This is a genomic window from Shewanella goraebulensis (genome assembly GCF_030252245.1).
GTDB classification, from domain to species: domain Bacteria; phylum Pseudomonadota; class Gammaproteobacteria; order Enterobacterales; family Shewanellaceae; genus Shewanella; species Shewanella goraebulensis.
Genome location: NZ_CP126972.1, coordinates 3,747,881 through 3,768,750 on the forward strand (window position 1 = coordinate 3,747,881; position 20,870 = coordinate 3,768,750).

Here is a 20,870-nt window from a genome sequence, read left to right on the forward strand (position 1 = left end):
TTAATCATTAACTCAATACACATTAACTGCGAGCAGTATAATCACCCGTAGCCAACCACTTATAGGTCGTTAATGCATCCAGTGCCATTGGCCCGCGAGCATGAAGTTTTTGGGTACTTACAGCAACCTCCGCCCCTAAACCAAATTGAGAACCATCGGTAAAACGAGTACTGGCGTTAACATAAACGGCAGCTGAATCCACTTGATTCATAAAGTGACACGTTGCATTAATATCATCAGACAAAATCGCTTCAGAGTGACCACTAGAGTGCTTACGAATATGCTCGATGGCGGTATCAATATCAGATACCACTTTTACACCTAGGGTTAATGACAACCATTCAGTCGAATAGCTTTCATCAGTAGCTGAATGAATTTCAAATTCTTGAGTATCAACCAAAACTTTGGTTTTATCACACGTATAGAAACTCACTCCTAAAGCTGACATCTGCTTAAACAATACTGGTAGAAATTCAGCTGCAACATCTTGATGTATTAACAAAGTATCAAGCGCATTACATACTGTAGGACGCTGCACTTTAGCATTGATAATCACTTCAGCGCTGCGGCTAAGATCAGCCATTTTATCAAGGTACAAATGACAGATCCCGATGCCGCCTAAAATCACAGGAATACTGGCTTTTTCTGCACATAAACGTTGCAGCGTTTGCCCACCACGTGGAATAATCATATCAACATACTGATCTAAGGTAAGTAATCCAGTTACCAGCTCTCTATCTGTTGAATTGATTAACTGAACTGCATTTTCAGGCAAACCTTGAAGGGTTAATGCTTTACGAATGACATCACTTAATACTTGGTTAGAAGTCAGTGTTTCTTTACCGCCACGTAAAATAACCGCGTTACCGGTTTTTAATGCAAGAACCGCAATATCAACAGTTACATTTGGACGTGCTTCATAAATCACCCCTACGACACCTAATGGCACACGGCGCTGAGTTAATCGCAAACCATTGTCTAATAACTGACTACCAGATTCACTACCTACTGGATCGGCAAGGTTAATCACATTATCGATATCAGCAATAATGCCGTTTAACCTTTCATTATCCAGTAACAAGCGATCAATCATGGCATCAGTTAAGCCATTGACTTTCGCTGCTGCGACATCTTTGGCATTTGCAGCAAGGATGGAATCACTGTAAAGTGATAGCTGCTCACTAATACAATGTAATAATTCAGATTTTTTTTGACTAGATAGATTAGCCAAGGCAAAGCTTGCAGTTTTTGCCTGCTTGCCTAATGTTTGTAAATACTCTTTATGAGGCATGTTTGCTTCCCTTAAATTGTTCGCAGTCTAATAACACCATATCGTTACGGTGGACTATAGAAGCGCCATAATCATAACCAATCAATTCTTCTATTTCATTAGAATGCTTGCCAGCAATTATCACCATGGCACGTGAACAATAGCGGCTTAGACCTTTTGCTATCACATTGCCAGATTGATCGGTCAATAACACAATCGCACCACGTTCGAATTCGCCTTCAATGCTTACTATGCCTTTTGACAACAGACTACTGCCTGTTTCGACAACCGCATGACATGCACCGTCATCGAGTACAAATCGCCCTTCTGTTGCAGGTCCTACTAAAATCCACTGTTTGCGATAACTTAGTGGATTCTTAATCGCGCTAAAATGCGTGCCTATTGATTCATTATTGGCAATTTTTGTTATGACATCTGGGTGATGACCTGAAGCTATCACCACCTCTACCCCAGCTCTTTTAGCAATGTCAGCAGCTTCTAATTTTGTAGCCATGCCACCAGTGCCCAGCCCTGATACAGCGCCTCCAGCTAACTGACGTAAGTTGTCATCGATGGTGGCTACGGTAGTGATTAATTTGGCATTTGGGTTCGATCTCGGGTCGGCATCGAATAAGCCTTTTTGATCCGTCAGCAACATTAGCAGGTCAGCTTCACATAGCAATGCAGCTCTGGCTGATAAATTATCATTATCACCCACTTTAATCTCATTAGTGGCGACAGCATCATTTTCATTAATGATTGGAATTATGTTGTTTTGCAACAAGACATTAATCGTATCGCCAGCATTCATGTAACGCTCAAGATCATGCAAGTCAGCACCAGTTAATAACAGCTGCCCTACATGCAAACCATAAATACTAAAGACTTCACTCCAAGCAAGAATTAACTGACTTTGACCTACTGCAGCAAGGAGTTGTTTGTGAGGTACGTCATCGGGGAGCTCGGGGTGCTGCAGGTGCTCACGCCCAGCTGCAATTGCACCAGAAGTACAAAGAACAACTTCAAAACCTGAACGCACTAACAAAGACATTTGTCTTGCTAGCTCAACCATATGTGCTTTATCAAGCTTATTACTGCCTGATGTGAGCACGCTGGTGCCTAATTTTATTACTACCCGCTGGTAAGACATTTGGTACCTTTCCAAACAAACATTTTAATGGAAGATTTTTATACCTAATTAGACCAAAGAATAATAGCTATCCTTGGTATTGTTAAATGAAATTCATGACTTAATTTATGATTCTGCACAAAAAAGGGCTATGCAATGCATAACCCTTAACAAATACTTAACTAACCACTTTATTTTAGCTTACACCTTTCAATTAACAAAACCTTTAAAAGGCAGGCTTTATAAATAAAGCCTCAATATACCACTGCAAGCAAAACACTAAACATTAACCAAAAACAAACAAGTCATATCATTAACCGTATACGAATTTGATTAAAAATAATGCAGCAATAAATACAATGCCAAGGTTAAGGTCTTTGAAACGCCCAGTAAGCAATTTAATCACAGCATAAGAAATAAAACCAAAGCCAATTGCATTGGCAATTGAAAAGGTTAATGGCATCAGTAAACAAACAATCACTACCGGTGCGGCTTCTGTTAAATCTTCCCATTCAACGTTAACTAAACCAGACATCATTAAGATTGCCACATAAAACAGCGCGCCGCTGGTTGCGTAAGCTGGCACCATTCCCGCAAGCGGGGCGAAAAATAATGCTAGCAGAAATAAAACTCCTACAACCACTGCCGTTAAACCCGTTCTGCCACCGGCACTGACACCAGCTGTACTTTCGATATAACTGGTTGTTGTAGAAGTACCTAAGCTTGCCCCTGCAATTGTTGCTAAACTGTCCGCACTTAACGCACGCTTCACTCTTGGTAAGCGACCTTGCTCATCAAGAAATCCACCACGCTGAGCCACAGCAACCAAGGTGCCTGAGGTATCGAATAAATCAACAAACAAAAAGGCAAATATCACCGAAATCATACTGATTTCTAATACACTCGATAAGTCCATTTTCATAAATGTCGGCGCTATAGAAGGCGGCATCGACACCACACCGTTGTAGGCGACATCACCAAATATCAGTCCTAATGCAGTCACAATAAAGATACTTAAAATAACAGCAGCTTTAAGCCCACGTTGTACCATAGCAATAATTAAGAAGAAACCTAATGCTGCCATTACTGCGGGGAACGAAGTAATGTCACCCATGGTAACTAATGTTGCAGGGCTAGCAACGACAATGCCCGCTGCTTTTAAGCCTATAAAGGCAAGAAACAAACCAATACCAGCAGCAATACCCAAACGCAGACTCATTGGAATGCTATTAACTATCCATTCTCTAATTTTGACCAAAGACAAGATTAAAAAACAAATACCAGACATGAAAACCGCACCTAACGCAGTTTCCCAGCTATAACCCATTTCACCAACAACGGTATAGGTAAAGAATGCGTTTAATCCCATACCTGGTGCTAATGCAATTGGATAATTGGCCACAAACCCCATGACTAAACAACCCACCGCCGCAGCTAAACAAGTCGCAACAAATACTGCACCTTGATCCATGCCTGCATCCGCTAACATCATCGGATTTACAAAAATAATATATGCCATGGTTAAAAAAGTTGTAATACCCGCGATCACTTCTTGTTTTAAATTTGACTGGTTTTCTTTGAGTTTGAACAGTTTCTCTAACATGAAACTTAAATCCTTGAAAAGGGAATTGAACGAATTGGGGTCAACCTTATTTAGCCTCTTCAAAATACTAAAGAATAAAAAGATGACATTTTAATGACGAGGATTATAGGTATTTATATGCCGTATAGCCATATTCACAATATAAACACTCATATTTGCTAGCAAGACAATTTAATCGTTTGATTCGCTTGAGTTCGTGATAGACAGGCAAAAAAAAGCCTACTCAATGAGTAGGCTGACAAGTTAACAAGTTTTCCGGTATGGGGATGGGAAAACTGAATCACAATAAAGTGATAAAACTTCAAAATAAACTAGCAATAGAGAACTAGCTTACTGTTGTCTAAGATCGCCGTGAGGCGACAGAAAAAAGGGTTGATACGGGTAAAACTTACAATCAAGGATGGGTTAGCCCTTGAAGGTCATGGCATATAAACCACCTGCTAAAGCATCAGAACTTAACCAAGTGTTTTGCCAATAAATATATTGATTGCCTGTATAAGACATAGTAAATACTCCAAATAAAGTTGTTTAAAACCTAGTCTTGCTGGGCTCGGTTCCTTGGAACTTACTTTTCTCAATCCATTGAGACAACTTACTTACTCGATTCCTTGGAGACTTTATCCTTCCTGGATGAACTAGAATTGAAAAGCACCGTGCTCTTCAACGAGAGTAATAATACCAAAATGTAATTTTATTACAAGTATTATTTAAAAATAATTTAAAAACAGCCAAAAAAGAAACTAAATTACATTTAAAGGACTGTAAAAATACCAGCGGCTTTGTTACTTACGCAACAGAGCCACTATATATAGTGTTTGGTTAAACTTTAAGCTACCACAGGTTAGATTGTAACCTTATGTAATAAAGTTACCAACGGTGAAGCAGTAGGTTTACCGTATAAAGGGTGGCCTTCTGTGGCACTACCCGCAATATCAATATGTGCAAAAGGCAGAGGGGTTTGCGATTGAGTCCCATGTTCAGCTAAACCCGATGCATTAATCAAAAAAGCAGCAGGATATTGATGTCCGCGGGCTGTTATAGCAGATGGTCCGTTATTCGATGACAACAATTCACCTTGCCCTGATATATTGTTTACTTTAGCAAAATCATCATGACGAAGACGAGAAAGCTCAACCGACTCCCCCCATTGATCTGCAATTGCCGCAATACCTTCACCAATGCCCATCTGCTTTGACACCGCATTTTCAACTACTGCAGTATAACCGCCATAACAGCGCACTACATGACCTGTTAATGTAGCAACTGAAAATAGTTGCGGGTTCACAGCTGTTACCGCCTTTAATCTTAAATGTGATAATAAATCTGCTAACACTAAACGCCCTTCAGCATCAGTGTTACCAATTCTGACTCGAACACCTGCATGACTATTGATAATTTCATCAGGTACAAAAGCATCACTGCCAATACTGTTTCTAACCAAACCAAGCTCAGCAATAACACGAATACCTTTAGGCTTTAAAATCGATAAGGTTTTCATAAGTCCAGCAACGGCTGCTGCGCCGCCTTTATCTCTGCTCATGCCAGCCATCCCGCCAGCGACCTTAATATCTGCACCACCGGTATCGTAAATCACGCCTTTTCCTGCAAATAAGAAGGTTTTTTCAATTTCGCCTTCTGATGCATATTCAATTTTAACGACTCGAGGTTGATGTCTTGGAACACAAAATGACGCTCGTCCTACTGCGCACAACAGAGGGTAATCACGCTCAAGCTCCTCTTGTTCCTCAACAACTGATACACTCAAGCCGCTGCCTTCAAAAGCATCAACGCAATAGTCAGCAAATGCTGGTGCAGCCATTCTTTCTGGTTCAGTTCCGCATAAGTCACGAGCAAGTACTTTGCCGCTTTCAAGTGCATTGAGTAACTCACTGCAAGATTGAGTCACCAATAATCCTATATTAATCATTGCTGGTGAGCTTTGTTCAGCTTCGCGATACTCAAGTGATTGCCATAACTCTTGGCCGCAAGCTAAAGCCGAAACTTGCTTGGCATATTGATAACGAGTATCACTATGTTCACTGACCACAAGTAAAGGTTTAACTGAACCAGCGGCTTTAGCTATGGCAATACCTTCTCGGGCAGCTTTAGCAAATACGGTCACGTCACTATATTCGTTTTCAGCATTGATCACCGGCGATACAATTAAACGACCGCCAGCAAGTCCTGGGGCTAATAATAATGTTGCGCTGCGTCCAATACGTTGATCAATTTGTTTAGCATGATTGGCGAGTAGCTTGATTTCATCCTGCGCTACATTGTCTAAATTAGAAGCGACAACAATCACGGCATCCCAGCCATGTCCTTCAAAAATTGCTTCATCACTCTGAACGTCTACTAGATCCACTTGAAACATGAGCCTTCCTTTTTAGTATTTTTTATTAAGGTATGAACAGTCTGCTTTGAACAATAAATAATAGCGAGTAACCATCATCAAAGTATATAAATTTAAAACCTTACGAGGGTTAATATTTATTTACATATATTTGATAAAGAGCAAACAATCAAATGGCCACAGATCACAGTCAAACTTGCTTGATATGCTAGACTGTTGACCATCTATTCCCACCTCAAAAACAAATAAGGGAGTCTTCGTGACAGCGATCAATCAATTATATCCTCAGCCTCTATGGCAATGGTTTGAACAGATTTGTTCAATTCCGCATCCTTCAAAATTCGAACAAGCATTAAGTGAACATATTCAGCAATGGGCTAAGTCAAAAAGCTTAAGTGTTGTCGAAGACAAAGTGGGAAACCTCATCATTAAAAAGCCTGCTTTTCCAGGTATGGAAGATCGTAAAGTTGTGGTACTTCAAGCCCACATAGATATGGTGCCGCAAAAAAACGCCGACAAAGAACATGACTTCGAGAAAGATCCCATTGAAGCATACGTTGATGGCGAATGGGTTAAAGCCAATGGCACGACCTTAGGTTCAGATAATGGTATTGGTATGGCATCAGCTTTAGCAGTGCTTGGCGCAGATGATATCAAACACGGCCCATTAGAAGTGTTACTGACCATTGATGAAGAAGCCGGTATGACTGGCGCTTTCGGTCTTGAAGCAGGCATGTTGGATGCGGATATTTTAATTAATACCGATTCTGAACAAGAAGGCGAAATTTACATGGGTTGCGCAGGCGGTGTTGACGCTCAATTAAGCGTGCCAATGTCTTGGCAAGCCCCTGAGCAAACCAACGCAAGCTTTAGCTTGACCTTATCAGGGCTTAAAGGTGGTCACTCTGGCGTGAACATCCATTTAGGTCGCGGTAATGCCAATAAGTTACTTGCCCGCTTCTTATTTAGCTACGCTGATGACCTTGCTCTAGAGCTGGTTAATTTCACTGGCGGATCACTACGTAATGCCATCCCTCGTGAAGCCAGCATTAGCTTTATGTTACCAAGTGACAACCAAGCAAACCTTGAACAAGCGATAAGTGAGTTCCAAGCAATTGTACGCGCAGAATTATCAATTGCCGATCCAGATATGCTGCTAACACTTGCAACAGTGGATGCGCCAGAAAAAGTCATGAGTGAAGATGCGCAAAACACCTTAATTGATTTACTCCACGCATGCCCTAACGGCGTAATGCGCATGAGTGATGAAGTTGAAGGCGTAACTGAAACTTCATTAAATGTTGGTGTTATCAACACTGAAAATGAATCTGTTGAAGTGTTATGTCTAATCCGCTCATTAATTGATTCAGGTCGCGTTGAAATTGAAACTCAATTAACTGCACTTGCCAATCTTTCAGGTGCAAGTATTGGGCTATCTGGCGCTTACCCTGGTTGGAAGCCTGATAATAACTCCCCTGTTATGGCCATTGTTCGTGATACTTACAATGACATCTACAAAAAAGATCCTACTATCATGGTCATCCATGCAGGTCTTGAATGTGGACTATTTAAAGAGCCTTACCCAACAATGGATATGGTCTCGATTGGTCCTACGATTCGCTACCCACACAGCCCAGATGAAATGGTTAACATCACCACAGTGGGTCAATACTGGGAGCTACTATTAGCTGTACTAGAACGTATTCCAGCTAAAGACTAGGTTTCGAATTAGAATTCAATTAAAAGGCTGCCATTTGACAGCCTTTTTTATTAGCAAGTTTTCAGTCACCTTAATCTTAAAAGTTTAAATCTAATTGCTCACTACTACGTGATTGTTCAGCAGTTTCAATTACAATATCAGCAAGTCCAACGGAGACGCCCACCAAACGGATCCCCCTGCCATTAGCTCGCTCTAATGCTTGTGTCAGTAGCTCTTGAAATAAATTAACCGAAATCTCATCACTTCTATGCTCAATCGTGGTTTGTTTAAAATCATTAAACTTAAGCTTCACCACTTGTTTATGGATCTGTCTGTCTTTAGCACTTCGGTGCACCCTAGCAATCAACTCTTGAATAAGTTGTGGCATGACGTTATTACATTGCTCAAGAGTGAAAATATCTTGCGCAAGTGTCGTTTCAACCCCTACTGATTTTCGAATTCTATTTGGACTAATCAATCGATTATCAATACCTTGAGAACGCTCTATTAAAACACCACCAAACTTACCAAATGCCGTAATTAACTTATCACTTGGGTACTGCTGCACATCGGCACATGTATTCAGGCCTAATGCGGCCAACTTAGCCGAGGTAACTTTACCTACTCCTGGAATTTTATTTAATGTCAGAGGCTTAACAAAATCTGCGATGGCATCAGGCGGGATCACATACTGGCCATTGGGTTTATTTAAATCAGACGCTATCTTAGCTAAGAACTTAATCGGAGCAACACCTGCCGATGCTGTTAAGCCAGTCACGTCAAAAATCTCTTTACGAATGGCCTCTGCAATCAATGTAGCACTGCCCTTACACTCCTTACAATCAGTGACATCAAGATAAGCCTCATCTAACGACAATGGTTCAACTAAGTCAGTGTAACGATGAAAAATTTCACGAATTTGCACAGAAACAGATTTGTATACATTCATACGCCCAGGCACTAATGTAAGATTTGGGCACAATTTAAGTGCCTGGTAACTCGACATGGCAGAGCGCACTCCAAATTCACGCGCTTCATAATTGCAGGTACTGATGACACCTCTACGATCACTTCTCCCACCTACTGCTAAGGGCTTACCTCGAAGCTCAGGAAAGTCGCGCATTTCCACTGCGGCGAAATAACAATCCATGTCGATATGAATAATTTTTCGTACTGAGTTTGTCATCGTTAATCTATATCTGTTGCTGAGTCATCATTAGTTTGAGTGTTGTTCCATCAGCTATTGGTGTGGCTGACTTATCCGATGCAGCTTATTGGTCATTAGCGCTGTAGCATCTTGTGTAATGTCTGGCTTAGTTAATAACTGGATACTAGTGCCCACTAAGCGACTAAAAGAAGATAATAGCCAAAACATAGAAGTTTGTACACAAAACACTGTATATAAAAACAGTATCACTATTTATTGTTCAATGAGTTAATTATAAGTTTCTGTTTTAGTTGGTATCAGTTATTACCCCTCAAAAAATATCTACAAAAAAGCCAAACTGAAAAATAGACACAAAAAAGCCCAACATCGTTGGGCTAAGTATGATGACTTCGCGCGGCAAGCTAGTTTTTAATTAGCTGCCTGATAGAAAACTACATTTTTGTCTGTAGGTAATTCTGTAAACCAACGCGATCAATCAGTCTAATTTGTTTTTCTAACCAGTACATGTGATCTGATTCAGTATCATCAAGTAATACTTCTAAGATTTCGCGAGTTTGGAAGTCTTCTTTGGCTTCACATAGCGCTATCACTTCACGTAAATGATCTGCAACTGCGTATTCATAGTTTAGGTCGTTCTTCAGCATTTCTTCAACGTCTTTACCGATGTTTAATGCTTCACGGCTTGCAACATCAGGTGTGCCTTCAAGGAACAAGATGCGCTGAACAAGCTTAGCAGCATGGGCCTTTTCATCATCAGACTCATGAAGAATACGCGTGTATAGTTCGTCAAATCCCCAATCTTCATACATGTGAGCATGTACAAAGTACTGGTCCATAGCCGACAATTCACCGGTTAATAGTGCGTTAAGCGCTGCAATGACTTCTGGATTACCTTTCATGTTAATTTCCTATTAATCTTTAATTTGTGATTGAAGGTAGTTTTGAATACCTGTTTGATTGATCAATTCTTTTTGAGATTCAATCCAATCTAGATGTTCTTCTTCATCTTCGAGTAAATCTTCTAATAAGTCGCGGCTAACATAATCGCGCTCTGCTTCACACAACTTGATAGTTTCACGCAATACCACTAATTGTTCAGTTAGCGCTTGCTCATCACAATCAAGCATTTCTTCACAGTGCTCACCAATACGTAATTTGTCTAACTGTTGTAAGTTAGGCAGGCCTTCCAAAAACAATACACGCTCAATTAACTTGTCAGCATGTTTCATGTCTTGAATCGACTTTTTGTATTCTTTTTCATTGAGGTTTTCTAATCCCCAATGCTTAAACATGCGCGCATGCAAGAAATATTGGTTAATTGCAGTTAACTCACAAGTCAGCACACGGTTTAGCTGACTAATTACTTTTGGATGGCCTTTCATGATTTTGTCCTTTAAATGCAAGATTGATCTGGATCAATTTCCAACAGAATAGTACATACGTTCACAAAACACAAATATCGTTTAAAATCATGACCTTAGTTATTGATAATCATTATCATTATAACTTAGGTTATTAACTAGGTTCATAAATTCCTGATGCTAACTATCTTCAATAGAATCACGCCTCTATGGAAAAACGTCAATTATCAAACATGCGTAAAATCACAAAAATCAGTGAAATTGTTAATTGAAAACACCTCAAAATAGTTTTGTAAAGTTTGTATCTAACTGCATAGTTATTTCCTGAAAAAAAATCCAGATAAGCAAAAGCTCATCTGGATTTTATTTTTGACACCTTCTTGTTAAAGAAAATGCCAATAGAATTTTTCACTAGTCCACTGTGCCAATAACATGGCTAAAAGTGATTAAATGATGCGATTTTGATTTAACTTTGCTTCTCGCTCAGACTCAGCCATACGGCGTTTACGTTTATCACATGGGTCATCGCAGTCACAAGCTTTTTCAATACCTAATACACCTAAACCACCGCAGCTGCCTTCAACTGCTTTTCTCTTGATGATATAGCCAACAGACATCAATAGAAAAAATAATAACAACACAACGAACGCTGCAATAAAGGTACTCATAATGTTCTCCAACTTTTTCTTCTGATCTGGAAATATCGCATAGTGAAACTCATCGTCTTAATTTTGTCGCATTTATTGAATGTACGGTGCAAATGCTTCACTGTAAAACACATCATAATCTTCACCATCTTTTTCAATCAGCATCACTGGTAAGTGCTGATCGTGTGCCAAAGCTAATGAAGCCTCAGTACCTAACACCATCATAGCAGTCGCATAAGCATCTGCAGTCATACTGCTAGGGTGCAAGACAGTAACAGAGGCTAGCTTATGCTTAATTGGATACCCTGTGCGAGGATCGATTAAATGCGAAAAGCGTTCGCCATTTTCTTCGTAATAAATTCGGTAGTCACCAGATGTTGCCAGTGCCATGTTCCCTGGTTCAACAACTTGTTGAACCGACGCCCCTTCTGTTGAAGGTTTTTCAACAGCGATACGCCAAGGCGCACCATCATCTTTAACGCCTTTAACGCTGATTTCACCACCGATTTCGACTAAGTAACCTTCTACTTGGTACTTATCTAGTAAGTTCGCTATTTTATCGACACCATAGCCTTTGGCTAATGATGATAAATCGACATATAAATCAGGGTTAGTTTTAGTCAGTTTTAATCCATTAATAGTAAAACCGTTAATATCGGCTTTGGCTTTCACTCTTTCAATGGTTTCTGCGCTTGGTATTTCAGTTGGACGTTTATCTGGCCCAAAACCCCATAAATTGACTAATGGGCCTAGGGTAATATCAAGTGCGCCATCAGTAACATCATAGAGTCGTAACCCTTCTTTGAAGACTTCTATCGTATCTTCTGAAACGGTAATACTTTGATTAATTCCAAGCTGATTAAATTTTGATAATTCAGATCTCGGCCTATAAGTCGACATTTGATCATTCACCAACTCAAGCGCAATATCGATTTCAGCTTGCAGTAATTGTGTCGTTGGTAAACGGTCATTACGTACCACTTTAATATGGTAAGTAGTGCCCATCGTTTTTCCAGCAAGTGACACGATTTTATCTTCAGTTCCACAAGCTGTTAGGAATAATAAAACAAGGGATACAGCAATCGATTTTATAGCAATCTTTATCATTTCAAACTTCAAATTAGTAATATCTAAAATAAAAAATTGCAGCTTACTAACTAGAGTGACCTCCGTGTCAGCGAGCTGCAATTTATGACGTTCAATGTCTTTTGGTTAATTGCTAATCTTTAAGGATTAACGCATTAGCCACCAAAGTCATCGAGCAAGATGTTTTCATCTTCAACACCTAAGTCTTTAAGCATACCGATTACGGCAGCATTCATCATTGGAGGTCCACACATGTAGAACTCACAATCTTCTGGTGCATCATGGTCACGTAAGTAGTTTTCGTACAATACGTTATGAATGAAACCAGTGTAGCCATCCCAGTTATCTTCTTCTTGCGGATCAGATAATGCAACGTGCCACTCAAAGTTTTCATTGGTTGATGCTAAACCGTCAAAATCTTCAACATAGAACATTTCACGCTTAGAACGAGCACCATACCAGAAACTCATCTTACGCTTAGAGTTAAGACGCTTAAGCTGGTCGAAGATGTGTGAACGCATTGGCGCCATACCAGCACCACCACCAACAAACACCATTTCAGCATCTGTTTCTTTAGCAAAGAACTCACCAAATGGACCAGAGATAGTGACTTTGTCACCTTCTTTTAGGCTCCAGATGTACGATGACATTTTACCACAAGGTAAGGTCAAATTACGTGGCGGCGGCGTAGCAATACGCACGTTCAACATAATGATACCAAATTCTTCTGGATAGTTTGCCATTGAATATGCACGAATGGTCTCTTCATCAACTTTTGATTCTAAGTTGAAGAAGCCAAAGTGCTCCCAGTCGCCACGGTATTCTGCAGGAACATCAAAATCTGCATATTTAACATGGTGAGCTGGTGCTTCAATCTGAATGTAACCACCGGCGCGGAAAGGTACAGATTCATCACCAGGAATTTGCAGCTTAAGTTCTTTAATGAACGTTGCTTTGTTATCGTTTGAGATAACTTCACATTCCCATTTCTTGATGCCGAAAATTTCTTCATCAAGTTCGATGTCCATATCAGTTTTAACGTTAACCTGACAGGCTAATCGACAACCCTGACGAGCTTCACCTTTGCTAATATGATCAAGTTCGGTAGGTAGAATATCACCACCACCAGACTTAATGTTAACGCGACACTGACCACATGAGCCACCGCCACCACAGGCACTTGATACGAAAATACCATTATCTGCTAACGCACCTAATAGTTTATTACCCGCACCTGTTTTAATTGCTTTATCGCTATCATCATTGATTGAGATAGTGATATCACCGCTAGCGACTAACTTAGATTTAGCGAATAAAATCACTAAAACTAAAATCAGTACGATGGCGGTAAACATACTCACACCTAGATAAACATCTATTGGAGTAGCGTTAAGAATATCCATTAACTTTATCCTTTAAGGTTCAAATTAATACGTCGTAAGGTCTCTCTTAAAGAGATACACCTGAGAACGACATGAAACCTAGCGCCATTAAGCCTGAAGTGATGAAGGTAATACCTAAACCACGTAAGCCTTTTGGCACATCAGAATACTTCATTTTCTCGCGAAGACCTGCTAGCAATACGATTGCTAAAGCCCAACCAATACCAGAGCCAATACCGAATACTAAACTCTCGCCAAGGTTGTAATCACGCTCAACCATGAATGAAACTGCACCAAAAATCGCACAGTTTACGGTGATCAATGGTAAGAAAATACCTAACGCGTTATACAAAGGTGGAAAATACTTATCTAACGCCATTTCCAAAATTTGTACTAAAGCAGCGATAACACCGATGAAGGTAATGAACTTCAAGAAGCTCAAATCTGCATCAGGAACACCAGCCCAAGCAAGCGCGCCTGGTGCTAATAATCCTTGGTAGATGATTTGGTTAACTGGTACAGCAATGGCAAGAACCACAATTACTGCTACACCAAGGCCCATCGCTGTGGTGACTTTCTTAGACACAGCTAAGAAAGTACACATACCCAAGAAGAAGGCTAATGCCATGTTCTCAATGAATATCGAACGAATTAACAGACTAATATAATGTTCCATTGCGCTTACCCTTTTGCTTCTACTTGCTCTGGCTTATAAGTACGAATAATCCAGATCAACATACCGATCAAGAAGAACGCACTAGGAGGAAGAAGTAACAAACCATTTGGCTGGTACCAACCACCGTCAGAGACTTTGCTTAGGATTTCAACGCCAAATAATGAGCCGTTACCAAATAGCTCACGGAAGAAGCCAACTGATAATAGGATTGCACCGTAGCCTAAGCCGTTACCGATACCGTCCATGAAGCTCATTAAAGGTGGTGTTTTCATCGCATAGGCTTCTGCACGACCCATTACAATACAGTTAGTAATAATCAAACCAACGAATACTGATAACTGCTTCGCTACGTCATAGGCGTAAGCTTGCAATACTTGGTCTACCACAATTACTAATGAAGCAATGATGGTCATTTGCACAATAATACGAACACTACTTGGAATGTGATTACGTAAAATCGAAATAAATAAGTTCGAAAATGCCGTAACCGCAGTCAATGCTAATGTCATTACGATGGCTGTTTCCATTTTAGCGGTCACAGCTAGCGCACTACATACACCCAGAATTTGCAGAGCAATTGGGTTGTTGTTAATGATAGGTCCAGTTAGAACCTGTTTAAGTTCTTTAGCATCAGCCATTAGCTCAGTCCTCCATTGCGTGCTTTTTCGATAAAGCGTGCAAAACCTTCTTCACCTAACCAGAACGTAAGTGAATGCTGAACACCATTACTTGTTAGTGTTGCGCCAGATAAAGCATCTACGCCATGAACTGAAGAAGCAACAGTTGGGATCTTAGTGACTTGAATAGCTAACTCGCCATTGTCATCATAAAGTTTCTTACCTTGCCACTTAGCAACCCATTGTGGGTTCTGAACTTCACCACCTAGACCTGGCGTTTCACCAGAACCGGTGAAGTCGTAATACACTAAGCTACGAATAGTATTCATATCAGGTTCAACGGCTAAGAATGCAAACATGGTTGACCATAAACCGTATCCTTTAACAGGAATAATAACGGTTTGCAGTTCATTGCTATCATCTTTAACAAGATAAACAACACCTTGGTTTGCTACGCGCTTCACTGATGCAATATCATTTTCAGGCTTGAAAGATGTTGCTGGAGTACGTGCTGCTTTTTCAACATCAAAAGTATCAGCATCACCTTCTACGAAGTCACCTGATTTTAAATCAACTAGGCGTGCTTCAACATACTTGTTGTATGTTTCGATGATAACTTCTTTCTCTACTTTACCGGCTTTAGTATCCACTAAGCCTGCTGCTTCAAGAATGTACTTTTGCTTATCTAGCAATTTATTTTGCTGTTGAGTCGGCTTTAATAACACTGCTGCTGTCGAAACAAACATTGAGCAAACAAAGCAAAGACCAACAACAACAAATAATGTTTTGCCGATTGATTCTTTATTACTGGCCACGTGAAATCCTCCGCTTAACATTTGCTTGAACCACAAAATGGTCAAATAAAGGTGCGAATAAGTTAGCGAATAGAATTGCTAACATCATGCCTTCTGGGAATGCTGGGTTAATAACACGAATAAACACTGCCATGGCACCAATCAGAAGACCGTAAGCCCATTTCGCATTATTAGTGAATGAAGCAGAAACTGGGTCAGTCGCCATAAACATCATACCGAATGCAAAGCCACCTAAAACTAGATGCCAATACCAAGGCGTAGCAAACATTGCATTAGTATCACTACCGATAAGATTAAGCAGAGTTGAAACTGCAATCATACCCAGTAACACCCCAGCAATAATGCGCCAAGAAGCAATACGGGTATAAACGATAACCGCGCCGCCTAATAGGATAGCGAAAGTAGACACTTCACCGACAGAACCCGGAATGAAGCCAAAGAATGCATCCCACCAATCTTGAGTGATACCGTATTCTAGTGTGCCCTGTGCAGCTTGGCTCAGTGCAGTTGCACCAGAGTAACCGTCAGCCACAACCCAAGACGTGTCACCAGACATGTTTAGTGGGTAAGCAAAGAATAGGAAAGCACGACCGGCTAATGCAGGGTTTAGGAAGTTACGACCTGTACCACCAAACACTTCTTTAGCAACAACGACACCGAAGGTAATACCTAGTGCAACCATCCATAATGGAATTGTTGCTGGCAGCGTCAGAGCAAAAAGAATCGATGTTACAAAGAAACCTTCGTTAACTTCGTGGCCACGTACAGAAGCGAATAATACTTCCCAAAAACCACCAACTGCAAAGGTCACTGCATAGATAGGTAAGAACCAACAGGCGCCGTACCACATTAAGGCAGCTATGCCAGAGTCTGCTGTTAGCTCAGTACCGAATAAGCTAAATAGGCTGACTTGCCATACATCAGGAGTAGCAAAACCAGCAATAAGCGCATCTTGAGCTTGTAAGCCAACGTTGTACATACCAAAGAACATCGCAGGGAAAGTACAGGCCCAAACCGTAATCATCATACGCTTAAGGTCAAGGTTATCACGCACGTGCGTGCTACCTTTGTTTACTTTACCTGGAGTATAAAACACAGTAGCTGCCGCTTCATAAAGGGCATACCACTTTTCGTACTTACCGCCTTTTTCAAATTGCGGTTCAATACGCTCGATAAAATCTTTCAAGCTCATTAGCCTTCCCTCTCGATCGTATCTAAACAATCACGCAGGTATGTACCGTAGTCATACTTGCCTGGACATACGAAGGTACATAATGCCAAGTCTTCTTCGTCTAGTTCTAGTGCGCCCAGTGCAGCTGCACCGTCATAATCACCAGAAACTAAATCGCGAAGTAACATTGTCGGTAAGATGTCTAACGGAACAACACGTTCATAGTTACCAATCGGCACCATTGCACGGTCAGAACCACCAGTACTGGTGGTCATATTGAACAGACCAGTACGGTTTAAGTGACCTAAGAAAGCACGAGTGATAGAGAACTTATCGCTGCCAGGCATTGCCCAACCGAATAATTCTTTTTCAGTCCCTTCAAGCAACAAACTAATTTGTTGATGATAACGACCAAGGTAAGCGTGAGGACCTGCAGCTTGACGACCACTTAATACTGAACCTGAGATAACACGAACCGTATTACCTTCAACTTCACCAGCAGTGATTTCAGTCGTGCTTGCACCTAGAACCGTACGAATTAAACGTGGGTTCTTAGCTTCTGGGCCACCAATAGCGATAACACGTTGAGTGTTAAGTTCGCCTTGAGTAAAAAGCTGACCGATTGCAATCACATCTTGATAGCCAACATGCCACACAGTGCGTGTTGCAGATGCAGGAAGTAAGTGATGAATATGAGTACCCGCTAAGCCAGCTGGATGTTTACCAGCAAACTCTTCAACTTGAGCATTCCCTGAAGGAATATCTGCACCAGGTGCTTTAGCAAGGAACACTTTGCCTTCAGTCAATTTAGCAAGGAGGGTTAAACCGTTTGCAAAATCTTCTTTGTGCTCAGCAATCACAATTGCAGGGTCTGCAGCTAGTGGTTGGGTATCTATTGCGGTGACGAAAATACCAGCGGCGACAGAGTCGACTGCAGGTACTTTACTGAAAGGGCGAGTACGCAAAGCTGTCCATAGACCTGATTCAATCAAGTTCTCTTTGACAACAGCTGCATCTAACGTGTTTAAAGCGTCAGCACTGTATTGAATAAAGCTGACTTTATCGTCACCTTCCACTTCAATTACAACTGACTGAAGTACACGTTTCGCACCCCGGTTAATTTCTAATACAGTCCCACTAGCTAAAGCAGTATATTTTACGCCTAGGTTTTTTTTATCTTCAAAAATAACCTGGCCTTTCTTAACTTTTTCGCCAACCTTGATTTTCATCGTTGGACGTAAGCCAATATACTCTTCACCCAAAGTGGCGACATTCTTAATGGCTGGGCCATTATGGATAACTTGCTCTGGGCCACCTGCTAGAGGTAGTTCCAATCCTTTCTTTATTGTAATCATATCCACAAGCACTACGTTTGAAGGAAAGACAATGCGCCGCGTTCCTACCCAAAAAAAACAAAGTGTTAACAAACACTTCAGTGTTGAGCTAGCGCAGATTTATCACGGAAATGCGATCGCAATCACGCTGGTCGCGCGCATTTTACCCCAAAATGTGCGCTATCGCCACGAAAATAATAGGTGATTGAAATTTATGATTGTTCATTTTTAAACAATTACACCTATTTAGGGTGTGGAAAAGACTGATATCAAGCGATCCGATGCAATAATTCAGTAACAAGAGCACTATAGCATTAATTTTAAAAGAATTAATACAAGAAGTGGTTTATCTATTTTTTAACAAATGTAGCAGTTAGTATGGGCTTAAACCGCCCATACTAAAGCACTTTTAAAACAGTCAGGTAGGTAATATTGAGGTGATTGTATTTTTTTAGAAACGCGCTTGATAGCCTAAGTAACTCAACATTTCACCTTGAGAACTTATTCCTAGGGAAGATTGTTGGCTCACTAAATCTTCATCCAGTACATTTTCTACGCGTAAATAAATTTCATGCACTTCTGAGATATGATAATTGGCAGCAATATCTACTTTCCATTGCTCATCTATTTGCTGACCACCATTAAAGGCTGTCGCATAGCCTAGCTCTGACTGATAAAGACCTTGCGCCATAAAACTGAATTTACCGACGATAATGCCACTACTTAACGCTAATTGTTGCTCAGGCACCCAAGGCAATTGCTCGCCTTCCACATAAAGCCCAATTAAGTCATTAGTCCCTGACTCACCAAACTCAGCTTGACTGTATTGATACTGAATTGAAATTGGAATTGCAAAGCTGTCGAATGCAAACTGATAGTCAGCGGATACATCAACACCGTTAACACTAACGTCCTCAATGTTCTCTTGAACGTAGCGCTGCGAATAATCACACGCCATACTCCACATACAGCTAATATGCTGATTATCAAAATCTTGCATATATATGTTCACACCAAGATTAAGCGTGTCAGTCTGATAAGTTAGCCCTAATTGATACTGCATTGACTCTTGAGCTTGTTGAGTAGCATTACCAGCAGCTGCAGCGCTCCAAGCTTGTTTAGCAGCAATTGCTGCTTTCCAAGCACCTGTAGCATAAGCAATTTCAATTGATGGGATCCAACCATCATCAGAAAAGTCAGCAGCTTCAATTCCGTAAGCTTCAGTACTCACTTCACGAGTGGTGCTGACATTTTCAAAGGCAAGGCCTAAATTAAATGACAAGGCGCCATAATTTAACTTTGCATCCGCTGTGGTAGTGAGTACGTTGACATCATCAACATACGCAAGCACAGCTTTATCAACATTAATGCTAGAAAGGCTTCTATCGTCACTCCATAACCAATCTTGCTGACCAAATTTCATTTCAGCTTTATCGGAATGATAAAGCGCGCCGTAAGTTACTTGATGTTCACCGTATTGGCTCGTTCCTTCAGTTTGCAGTCCATAACCCGCATAGTGGTTATCTTCTAACATTGAAGAAAGATTATTGCTGCCAACAGGGTTCATATCAAAATCAGCAATGGTTTGTAATTCACTAAGACCAATAAAGGTGCCGTCCAATGAATTAAGTTGAGATTTTTGTTCATCATAAGATTGATAGTAAAAGTCTGACACCATTTGAGTGCCACCCGTTAAGTCGACGATATGACTGACTTGATATTTATGGCGCTGGCCTTCTTGTTTGTCATTTTGAGTCGCTGAATAGCGAGTGCCAGGATTAGTCGCCCAGTCCTGCGCCGTTAGGCCAATATTCGAGAAGCCACTATCTGAATTTGTATATTGATACATAAACTCAGTTTGTTGTGGATTACGAGCGCCCACTAAGCTGTCGGCATTAATCTTAAACATAATGTCAGTATGGGTTTGTTCGTCATCAAAGCCACTGACGAAGCCAGTTTCTTGAGCAGTGTTTTGATAGTCCACCGCTAGCATCATGCCGTATTCTTTATTTAAACCGCTGGCAATAGCACCTACATGGCCATCGCCATTTTCATTGATCTCGATATTAGCTCGGCCACCAAGTTCTGCAGAGCTAATTTGCGCACTGGTGTAATTGACATGGCCAAATGCGCCCATCCCACCTTTAGTGACATCGCTTAAACTCAAGGTCGATATTTTACTTTGCAGAGCTAAATTGGGCTGAAGTACCAGTTGAGGTGCTGCATAAGGAGAGGGAGAAAAGCTCACACGATCTTGAGTGATTGCAATACCATTCATCGCGCCGCGATGGGTCACGTCTGTCGCTTGACCATGACTATTTGGTAAAACAGTCATGCCTGAAAACGCTAACGGAATTGTACTATCTCGATAATGTAACGGAGCCGTCTGCGGCTGATTTAGTACAACAGTATTGTTTGACTCATCCATTGAAGCAGTAACTGAGGTTGCTGCAAAGCTTGAACCTGAATGACAAACAAAAAGCACAGCAGAAGCAATTACAGACAAGCTGAATTGACTTTTAGACATGATTAACTCCCAAAATACATCACCAGCATCGT

General features: G+C 40.8%; 17 protein-coding genes. 1 reads left to right on the forward strand and 16 read right to left on the reverse strand.

The features are described 5' to 3' along the window. Positions 1 to 22: 22 nt before the first annotated feature. The 4 genes from QPX86_RS15885 to QPX86_RS15900 all read right to left on the reverse strand — a co-directional run bounded on the left by QPX86_RS15885 (position 23) and on the right by QPX86_RS15900 (position 6,376). A complete protein-coding gene (locus QPX86_RS15885) occupies positions 23 to 1,291 on the reverse strand; it encodes a glutamate-5-semialdehyde dehydrogenase (protein ID WP_285163174.1) in 1,269 nt (422 codons plus the stop codon). Beyond that, positions 1,281 to 2,435, reverse strand: a complete 1,155-nt coding sequence (gene proB / locus QPX86_RS15890) for a glutamate 5-kinase (protein WP_220751751.1) — start codon at positions 2,433 to 2,435, stop codon at positions 1,281 to 1,283. Before proB ends, QPX86_RS15885 begins: the two co-directional genes overlap by 11 nt. 277 nt (positions 2,436 to 2,712) lie before the next feature. Next, positions 2,713 to 4,002 (reverse strand): NCS2 family permease, encoded by a 1,290-nt coding sequence (locus QPX86_RS15895; RefSeq protein WP_220751753.1) that lies wholly within the window; start codon positions 4,000 to 4,002, stop codon positions 2,713 to 2,715. An 841-nt stretch (positions 4,003 to 4,843) separates the two neighbouring features. Then, complete coding sequence (locus QPX86_RS15900; RefSeq protein WP_285163175.1) at positions 4,844 to 6,376, reverse strand: M17 family metallopeptidase; 1,533 nt, start codon at positions 6,374 to 6,376, stop codon at positions 4,844 to 4,846. 238 nt (positions 6,377 to 6,614) lie between these two features. On the opposite strand from QPX86_RS15900, the gene QPX86_RS15905 reads away from it, so the two are divergent. Further along, entirely contained in the window at positions 6,615 to 8,075 is a 1,461-nt protein-coding gene (locus tag QPX86_RS15905) for an aminoacyl-histidine dipeptidase (protein WP_220751757.1), read from the forward strand. Between the two features lie 76 nt (positions 8,076 to 8,151). Here the strand turns inward: QPX86_RS15905 and dinB are convergent, their stop codons facing one another. The 12 genes from dinB to QPX86_RS15965 form a co-directional block, all read right to left on the reverse strand. Next, the gene (dinB, locus tag QPX86_RS15910) at positions 8,152 to 9,240 is read right to left on the reverse strand and encodes a DNA polymerase IV (RefSeq protein ID WP_220751760.1); all 1,089 of its coding nucleotides are present in this window, start codon (positions 9,238 to 9,240) and stop codon (positions 8,152 to 8,154) included. A gap of 413 nt (positions 9,241 to 9,653) precedes the next feature. Further along, positions 9,654 to 10,121: a bacterioferritin gene (gene bfr, locus QPX86_RS15915; RefSeq protein WP_102528441.1), complete on the reverse strand. Its 468-nt coding sequence runs from the start codon at positions 10,119 to 10,121 to the stop codon at positions 9,654 to 9,656. A 12-nt stretch (positions 10,122 to 10,133) separates the two neighbouring features. After that, positions 10,134 to 10,604 (reverse strand): bacterioferritin, encoded by a 471-nt coding sequence (bfr, locus tag QPX86_RS15920; protein ID WP_220751761.1) that lies wholly within the window; start codon positions 10,602 to 10,604, stop codon positions 10,134 to 10,136. Positions 10,605 to 11,029: 425 nt separating this feature from the next. Then, on the reverse strand, positions 11,030 to 11,251 hold the full coding sequence (nqrM, locus tag QPX86_RS15925; RefSeq protein WP_055023787.1) for a (Na+)-NQR maturation NqrM: 222 nt from the start codon (positions 11,249 to 11,251) through the stop codon (positions 11,030 to 11,032). 72 nt (positions 11,252 to 11,323) lie between these two features. Further along, positions 11,324 to 12,337 carry an FAD:protein FMN transferase gene (locus tag QPX86_RS15930; RefSeq protein ID WP_220751763.1) on the reverse strand — a complete coding sequence of 338 codons (1,014 nt, stop codon included), beginning with the start codon at positions 12,335 to 12,337 and terminating at the stop codon, positions 11,324 to 11,326. A 134-nt stretch (positions 12,338 to 12,471) separates the two neighbouring features. Continuing rightward, on the reverse strand, positions 12,472 to 13,719 hold the full coding sequence (nqrF, locus tag QPX86_RS15935) for an NADH:ubiquinone reductase (Na(+)-transporting) subunit F (RefSeq protein ID WP_220751764.1): 1,248 nt from the start codon (positions 13,717 to 13,719) through the stop codon (positions 12,472 to 12,474). A 46-nt stretch (positions 13,720 to 13,765) separates the two neighbouring features. Continuing rightward, positions 13,766 to 14,374 (reverse strand): NADH:ubiquinone reductase (Na(+)-transporting) subunit E, encoded by a 609-nt coding sequence (gene nqrE / locus QPX86_RS15940; RefSeq protein ID WP_153916808.1) that lies wholly within the window; start codon positions 14,372 to 14,374, stop codon positions 13,766 to 13,768. A 5-nt stretch (positions 14,375 to 14,379) separates the two neighbouring features. After that, positions 14,380 to 15,012, reverse strand: coding sequence for an NADH:ubiquinone reductase (Na(+)-transporting) subunit D (locus QPX86_RS15945; RefSeq protein ID WP_055023682.1), 633 nt, complete (start codon positions 15,010 to 15,012; stop codon positions 14,380 to 14,382). Continuing rightward, the gene (locus QPX86_RS15950) at positions 15,012 to 15,806 is read right to left on the reverse strand and encodes a Na(+)-translocating NADH-quinone reductase subunit C (RefSeq protein WP_220751766.1); all 795 of its coding nucleotides are present in this window, start codon (positions 15,804 to 15,806) and stop codon (positions 15,012 to 15,014) included. Before QPX86_RS15950 ends, QPX86_RS15945 begins: the two co-directional genes overlap by 1 nt. Further along, entirely contained in the window at positions 15,796 to 16,998 is a 1,203-nt protein-coding gene (locus QPX86_RS15955; protein WP_220751768.1) for an NADH:ubiquinone reductase (Na(+)-transporting) subunit B, read from the reverse strand. Before QPX86_RS15955 ends, QPX86_RS15950 begins: the two co-directional genes overlap by 11 nt. Further along, complete coding sequence (locus QPX86_RS15960) at positions 16,998 to 18,332, reverse strand: Na(+)-translocating NADH-quinone reductase subunit A (RefSeq protein WP_285163176.1); 1,335 nt, start codon at positions 18,330 to 18,332, stop codon at positions 16,998 to 17,000. The genes QPX86_RS15955 and QPX86_RS15960 overlap by 1 nt, the downstream gene beginning before the upstream one ends. Before the next feature lie 430 nt (positions 18,333 to 18,762). Beyond that, complete coding sequence (locus QPX86_RS15965; protein ID WP_285163177.1) at positions 18,763 to 20,838, reverse strand: TonB-dependent receptor; 2,076 nt, start codon at positions 20,836 to 20,838, stop codon at positions 18,763 to 18,765. Positions 20,839 to 20,870 lie beyond the last annotated feature (32 nt).